This is a genomic window from Trichococcus sp. (genome assembly GCF_049589555.1).
In the GTDB taxonomy this organism is placed as follows: Bacteria; Bacillota; Bacilli; order Lactobacillales; family Aerococcaceae; genus Trichococcus.
In genome coordinates this window covers 1-7,022 of the sequence record NZ_JBAWAZ010000226.1, presented here as the reverse complement: position 1 = coordinate 7,022, position 7,022 = coordinate 1, and the positions used below count along the sequence as shown (strand labels likewise).

The 7,022-nt window shown below is 35.0% G+C and carries 5 protein-coding genes and 1 pseudogene; 2 read left to right on the top strand and 4 right to left on the bottom strand.

The window, feature by feature from the left end; all coding sequences use genetic code 11:
- The 3 genes from WBV27_RS08575 to WBV27_RS08565 all read right to left on the bottom strand — a co-directional run.
- Positions 1-1,923 (bottom strand): glycoside hydrolase family 3 N-terminal domain-containing protein (locus tag WBV27_RS08575; protein ID WP_424201196.1); only part of this gene is annotated, 1,923 nt, incomplete at its 3' end.
- 173 nt (positions 1,924-2,096) lie between these two features.
- A complete protein-coding gene (locus tag WBV27_RS08570; protein WP_424201194.1) occupies positions 2,097-3,446 on the bottom strand; it encodes a PTS sugar transporter subunit IIC in 1,350 nt (449 codons plus the stop codon).
- Between the two features lie 2 nt (positions 3,447-3,448).
- On the bottom strand, positions 3,449-4,936 hold the full coding sequence (locus tag WBV27_RS08565; RefSeq protein ID WP_424201192.1) for a glycoside hydrolase family 1 protein: 1,488 nt from the start codon (positions 4,934-4,936) through the stop codon (positions 3,449-3,451).
- Positions 4,937-5,153: 217 nt separating this feature from the next.
- Between WBV27_RS08565 and WBV27_RS08560 the strand changes: the two genes are divergently transcribed.
- On the top strand, positions 5,154-5,888 hold the full coding sequence (locus WBV27_RS08560; RefSeq protein WP_424201190.1) for a MurR/RpiR family transcriptional regulator: 735 nt from the start codon (positions 5,154-5,156) through the stop codon (positions 5,886-5,888).
- A gap of 161 nt (positions 5,889-6,049) precedes the next feature.
- On the opposite strand, the pseudogene WBV27_RS08555 reads toward WBV27_RS08560, so the two are convergent.
- Positions 6,050-6,163 (bottom strand): annotated as a pseudogene (locus WBV27_RS08555) (transposase); the annotation flags it as partial.
- Between the two features lie 227 nt (positions 6,164-6,390).
- Between WBV27_RS08555 and WBV27_RS08550 the strand changes: the two are divergent.
- On the top strand, positions 6,391-7,022 hold a 632-nt coding region (locus tag WBV27_RS08550), incomplete at its 3' end, for an AraC family ligand binding domain-containing protein (RefSeq protein WP_424201188.1).

Here is a 7,022-nt window from a genome sequence, read left to right as displayed (position 1 = left end):
GTTATTAACAACATCTAAGGTCACTTGCAATTTATCATCTAACATTTTAAAGGAAGATTTTTCATATTTAAATATAGAATACGATAGGCCGTAACCAAATGAGAATAATGGAGACGAGTCCACATCTAAATATTTAGATGTAAATTTACTACTACCCGCAGGACGACCCGTATTTGGATGATTATAGTAAATTGGACATTGACCAATTACTCTCGGGAATGAAATAGATAGTTTTCCACTTGGGTTATTTTTACCCGAAATTGTTCTAGCGACAGCATTCCCCATCTCTATCCCAAGATGCCATGCTTCAATTACAGCATCCACCTGTTCAATTTCTTTTTGAAGAGCTAATGGACGTCCATTCATTAAAACGGCAATTGTTGGCTTGTTAACTTTTTCAAGTAAATCAAATATCACGCTTTGTTGTCCAGGTAAGGTAATATCTGCACGTGATGCTGCTTCACCCGACATAGAAACTAATTCACCTGCTACAAATACAATGACTTCACCATACTCAATTGCCGCATTTAACTCACCTTTATCAATTGGTGTATCCAAGCCACCAACTTCAAAATACTTACTATTTGGAAATTCTTTTTGGATTCCCTCCAAAATAGAAACACAATCTCTTTCTCGGAAACTAATCGCCCACGCACCAGCAACCTCAGAAGGCATATTCGCTAAGTTTCCAATCACACTTACTTTTATATTTGAATCTATAGGTAAAACATCATTGCTATTTTTTAATAATACCAATGATGATTCCGCAGATTTAAGTGCAAGATTTCGATTTTCAGAAGAAATTTCATATTCATCCATTTCTTCAACATATGGATGTTCAAACAAACCTAACCACATTTTGACGCTCAGAATACGCTCAACCGCTTGATCAAGCGTTTCTAACTTGACACTTCCATCTTCAACGGAATCTTTTAAAGTATTTAGATAGATTCCCGTTCCCATATCCATATCTAAACCAGCATTTAATGCAAGAGCGCCAGAATTTTTTTCTGTATCAACAATTCCATGTGTTACACACTCTCTAATTGCATTGGCATCACTTACGACAAATCCATTAAAACCTAATTCTCCTCTAAGTTTATCATTTAATAATTCACTACTTACCGTACATGGTATACCATTTAAGTCATTGAATGCAGCCATTACAGTTGCAGCACCTGCATCAATAGCGGCACGAAATGGTTCTAAGTAGACATTACGTAACAATGATTCTGACATTGAAACTGTATTATAGTCTCTTCCACCCTCACAGGCACCATAGCCTACGTAATGTTTTAAACAAGCTGCAACGTAGTTCGTATTTGATGAAGTATCATCCTGTAAGCCTGCAACTTTTGCTCTTGCAAATTGCGACATTAAATACGGATCCTCTCCACCACCTTCCGAAACACGCCCCCATCTTGCATCTCGACTAATATCAAGCATCGGTGCAAAATGCCAATTAATACCATCTAAACGTGATTCTTTTGCTGCCGTGTGTGCCGTATCTTTCATCAAATCTGTATCAAAACTTCCTGCCTCTGCAAGTGCGATTGGAAATACAGTTTTATAGCCATGAATCACATCCAAGCCAATTAACAATGGTATACCTAGCCTACTGTCTTCTGCAGCAATTTTTTGCAATCGGTTGGCTACTTTAGCATCTTGAATCATCATTGACCCAATAAGACCTTTTTTAATCTCTTCTTCATGGTAATCTCTTTCACAGTTTGCCATAATCTTATTAAACTCATCCTGTGAAATCCTACCATCAGTCAACATTTCTATCAATTCACCAAATGAAACATCAAATCCTCCCACTATCGAAACAGAAGCTTGATTTAATTGGCCAATTTTTTCTTCAAGTGTCATTTGTCCTATTAAGTTCATTATTTTTTCCATCTGTAGTTCGGTTAATCTCATAATAATCTTACCTTTCTATTTTTATTACAATGCAAATTTTTTAGATGTTGAATTAAAAAGAGGCCGGAAGTTATCCAGCCCCTCATTTATTTGTTAAGTAGAGCGAGTTGCTTATAAACTTCAATAAATTCTTGAGCAATAATTTTAAAAGCTTCCGCTGTCTTTTTATAAATTTAACTTTGGCTTTCTAATCCTTCTTTCAACGCTTGATTATCAGCCATTGTAAAGAATGTTTGGCTTTCTGATTCTTCTTTCAACGCTTGATTATCAGCCATTCTAAAGAATGGATACCAAATAAAGATTTGAATAAACAAAGCTAAGATTGTTGCAATACCTAGTCTCCAGCCACCTGTCAAGAATGGACCAATAAATGAAGGCATTACCCATGGTAGAGCGATAGTTGGATTAAATGCATCACCTACATGCAATAGATTAACAACAAACCATCCATAAGCTCCCCCAAATAAAACTGTTGATATCATTGGAATAAAGAAATAAGCATTTAGCATAACCGGCATACCAAATATCATTGGTTCATTAATATTAAAGATATTTGGTATTACGGCAACTTTTCTTAACGCACGATATCTTTCTGATTTAGCTTTGAATAAAAGGAATGATAAAGCAAGAGTGTTACCTTGTCCGCCAATATAACAGAAACTACTTACTAAAGCCACCGCCAGATATGGAAGTTGAGAAGATGGCGTTCCTGCAAGATATGCTTCCAAATTCGCTGTATTAGCAACAATAATAACTGGATAGTAAATATTCATAATAGGAGCAGGGTGGATACCGAAAAACCAACATAAAGTCGCAAAAGTAAGGACCAGGATTGATGCTAACGGTGTGGCACCTACGCCCATTATTGGTAAAGCAATTGTAGAGTTAAACAAAGTGAATATATCACCAGCCGGAGTCAAACTTGCCAACCATCTTACTACGAATACCCCAAAGAAAATAATCATTGAGACAAATGTGGGACTTAATGATTCTGATACATTAGGAGGTACACTTTCTGGTAGTTTTAGTTTAAAATTTTTCTTAATCAGTTTACAATAAGAAAACGATACTACCATTGATGTTATCATAGCAATGAAAATGCCTTTACTTCCCAAATTTTCTTGAAGCAATCCAGAAACACTAGACTCGCCAACTATAATCCGTACTGGTTGCAATGCTAAAAAGGATGCTGTAGCCAAAAGGGATGCTATCAAACCATTTTCTTCTTCATTTTTAGCATAAAAATATGCGATTGCTGGTGCAATAAACAGGGCCATTAAACTAGATGTTGCAGCTACAATATCTAACATATTTTGTCCAATACCCGTACTTGTTAGAAAATTTTGCCACGGTTCAATTGGAAGACTAGCTAAGATTGCAAAACCAGCAACACCTAAGCTAATTGGCATAGTATGCATCATACCAGCTGTAAATGCAGAAAGAATCTTACTCTCACTTAGCTTTTGTGCAATTGGACCCATGATTTTTTCAAGACTTGCTTGCAATTTATCCATAATCTTCATTGTCATTTTCCTTTCAATATCTCGCCATTAGTTTTAATAACTTCCTTGTACCAATAAAACGATTTTTTAGGAATTCTATTTAAACTTCCATTCCCACTGTCATCCATATCAACATATACAAATCCGTAGCGTTTTCTCATTTCACCAGTTCCTGCACTCACTAAATCAATACAGCCCCATGGCATATAACCGATTAAATTAACACCATCAATATTTATAGCCTTTTCCATTTCTATAATATGCTTCTCAAGATAATCAATCCTGTAATCATCATAGATTTTTCCATCTTCTGAAATTTCATCTTTGGCACCTAGGCCGTTTTCAACAATCATCAATGGTTTTTGATATTGGTTCCATAATCTATTAAGTGCAATTCGTAAACCTATAGGATCAATCGGCCAACCCCACTCTGTTTCAACTAAGTATGGATTTTTTAAACCACCCATTTGATTTCCTCCGGCTTCTTCTCCAAAATCATTACTACTAGTAATTAGTGAATTATAATAGGAGAAACCAATGTAATCTACTACACCATCGAGCAAATCTTGATGATCACCGGGTAATTTTTCCAATTCAATACCCTGTCTCTCAAATTCTTTTAATTTATATGAAGGATAATATCCACGACACTGTACATCAAGATAAAAATCCCTCAAATCTTTTGAAAATTCAATATCAGCCAGAACATCATCAGGATTACAGGTCTGCGGATAAGATAGCATATACGCAATCATCATCCCCACCTTATTTTCCGAATCAACTTCATGTCCTAACTTCACCGCCTTTGCACTAGCTAATAGTACATGGTATATTGCCTGTGCTAATTTTTGAGGATTAGAAATTGCTTCAGTAATACCAAGCATTGCATAATCACGTAAAAAGTTGATTTCATTAAATGTCATCCAGTATTTAACCTTACCCTTATATCGCTTAAATACCGTCTCAACGTATTTTATAAAGAAATGAACTGTTTGACGACTTGACCACCCATCATATTTAGTAGCCAAATTCAGCGGACAATCAAAATGATTTAGAGTAACAATCGGCTCAATCCCATACTTTATACATTCGTCAAAAATATCATCATAAAATTGTAAACCCTCTTCATTTGGTACTAAATCATCACCATTTGGAAAAATTCGTGTCCAGTTGATTGAGAGACGAAATGCTTTATAACCCATTTCAGATAGTAAATGAATGTCCTCTTTCCAACGATGGTAAAAGTCTGTTGCTACATGTGATGGGTAATAATAGTTGGAATCTACATATGCTGCTGCACCTTTTGGAACTTCAGTATCAAAACCTCTATGAATTTTTGTTTTCGTTCCATCTGCTAGCTTCAGTGTCATAAATCGTGGGATGTTATTTATTCCATCACCACCAGTAATAGTATCTGCAATTGCAATCCCTTTACCTCCTAAATTATAACCACCTTCATATTGGTTAGCAGCTGTCGCGCCGCCCCATAAAAAATCTTTTGGAAAACTCATTTTTTTCTCCTTTTTCAGACAAACTTATTGCAACTCAGTTTGTATAATATCCTTTACTATGGATAGCGCTTCCATATTTCTATTATAAACCTCATTGAAATACGTGTCAATATAGTTTTTAAGAAATGAAATATGTTTTAATATGTTTTTGTTATTTTTAGGAGAGATATTGAAATATGTTTTATTTTAGTTTATAATTCAGTATCGGAGGATAGATATGAACATTTATAATTTCATTGACTCAAAACTAGCTTTATTCACAAAGACAGATCATAAGATTTACGAATACATTAAACAAAGTCCAGATAACTTTTCTAAAGACTCTATATCAGAAATATCAAATAGCTACAATCTATCTAAATCCGCTTTAACACGTTTTTCTCAAAAACTGGGATTCAGTGGATATAATGAATTTCAATTTTTTTTGAAGCAAAATGAGCCTTCTTCAAATAAAGAAGACGAAGAAAGTCTTGCTAAATCCATTAGTAATTTATTACTTCATACTGAAGAGATCATAAGCGATAATACTTTAGAAAGCTTTATTAATAAATTAAGACATGCCCGCATTACATATATACTTGGATATAGTGTCACTCGATTAGCATCTGATGGTCTAGGAATGATATTAAATTTCCTGGCTAAAATTTTAGCTTCAAATCCTAATCTTGACAATTTACCTGAGCATCACACTTCAGAGGATGTTGTAATCATCTATTCCTCATTGTCAGGTGAAGTCTATAAAAATTACATTTCTAATCTAAGTGAAAGCACATCCCATAGACCATATCTTATTTTAATTACTACAAATCCAAAACATCCACTAAGACATCATTTTAATCAAGTTATACTTTTACCTTCATTTAATATAGCTAGAGCAGATTCAGTTACCCATGAATTATTTACCTACCTATTCTTTAATGAACTCGTTGCACAAAAACTATTAAAGGAATGATTTTTTCAACCACCAGAAGGTAATTTTATTGGCTCTTCGACATTTAGTGTTGGTAGAGACAAATACAACTGAAAATGGTTCTTTGTCAATAAGGACTGATGACCAAGATTTAAGTGGATCCAAAACAGATTATTAGTATATCTGTTTTGGATTTTTTTTTGTTATTTCACTTTAATCAAATGATTAATCATATAGATTCGTATTTTCATGTTCTCGAATGATTTGAAACCGTAGGAAACTTTCTTCAACGCTTTAATATGAGTATTTTTTGCCTCATTTCTCCGTACAGGTGGCTTATGTATTTGCAATATTTACCTTCCTTATCTTATCATGTAGCATCCGACCTCGTTTTGGAAGCGGGGGATACTTGTGATTGCTTAGGAGTGTAGTCTTGCCTATTTAACGGAGCATCTGATTCTTTTCTGTCACCATTAACAGGTGTTGTGCTAAAATCTATCTATATAACAATCATGATGAATAAATAGACAACAGAGGATACCCCATGAGCGAAAAACTATTGAAGGATCTATTTTTTAAGGAATACTATTTCTCGGATTTTTTCTTTTTCAATGTAGGGTACGAGAAATGCCAGAGTAAGCATCGATTTGGTCCTTCGTTACGGGACAACTACATCGTGCATTTTGTGATCAGCGGAAAAGGGCGGTATACGGTGAATGATACAACGCATCATTTGGGCGCGGGTGATTTTTTTCTGATTCGACCGAATGAACTGGTCGATTATGAAGCGGATGCGGAAGATCCCTGGGAATACTATTGGATCGGCTTTTCGGGCAGCAAAGTGAAAGAAATTCTGCATACAAACGGCATCGGATCTAAAGACTATACAGGGCAAATTGATCCGAAAGAAGCGTTGCGGGAAAAATTCGAGAGTTTTATGCAATCTGATTTTTTTGATGATTCTCAAAAACTAGTAAATCAGGCTCTCTTCTATGACATTTTTTCATTCTTCAAAATCCATAATGAAAATATGGAAATGGAGGTCCGCATCAGCCGAACGAAAAAATACAGCGAAGCCTTTTTGTTGTACGTGGAAAATAATTACTATCGGGAGGATTTGACGATCGAAGAAATTGCGAAATCGATGTACCTGCACCCCTCCTATTTCAGCCAGGT

Excerpts from the sequence above, each read along its gene's own strand:
- WBV27_RS08565 (WP_424201192.1), bottom strand. The coding sequence starts at position 4,936 with ATGAGTTTTCCAAAAGATTTTTTATGGGGCGGCGCGACAGCTGCTAAC.
- WBV27_RS08560 (WP_424201190.1), top strand. The coding sequence starts at position 5,154 with ATGAACATTTATAATTTCATTGACTCAAAACTAGCTTTATTCACAAAG.
- WBV27_RS08570 (WP_424201194.1), bottom strand. The coding sequence starts at position 3,446 with ATGAAGATTATGGATAAATTGCAAGCAAGTCTTGAAAAAATCATGGGT.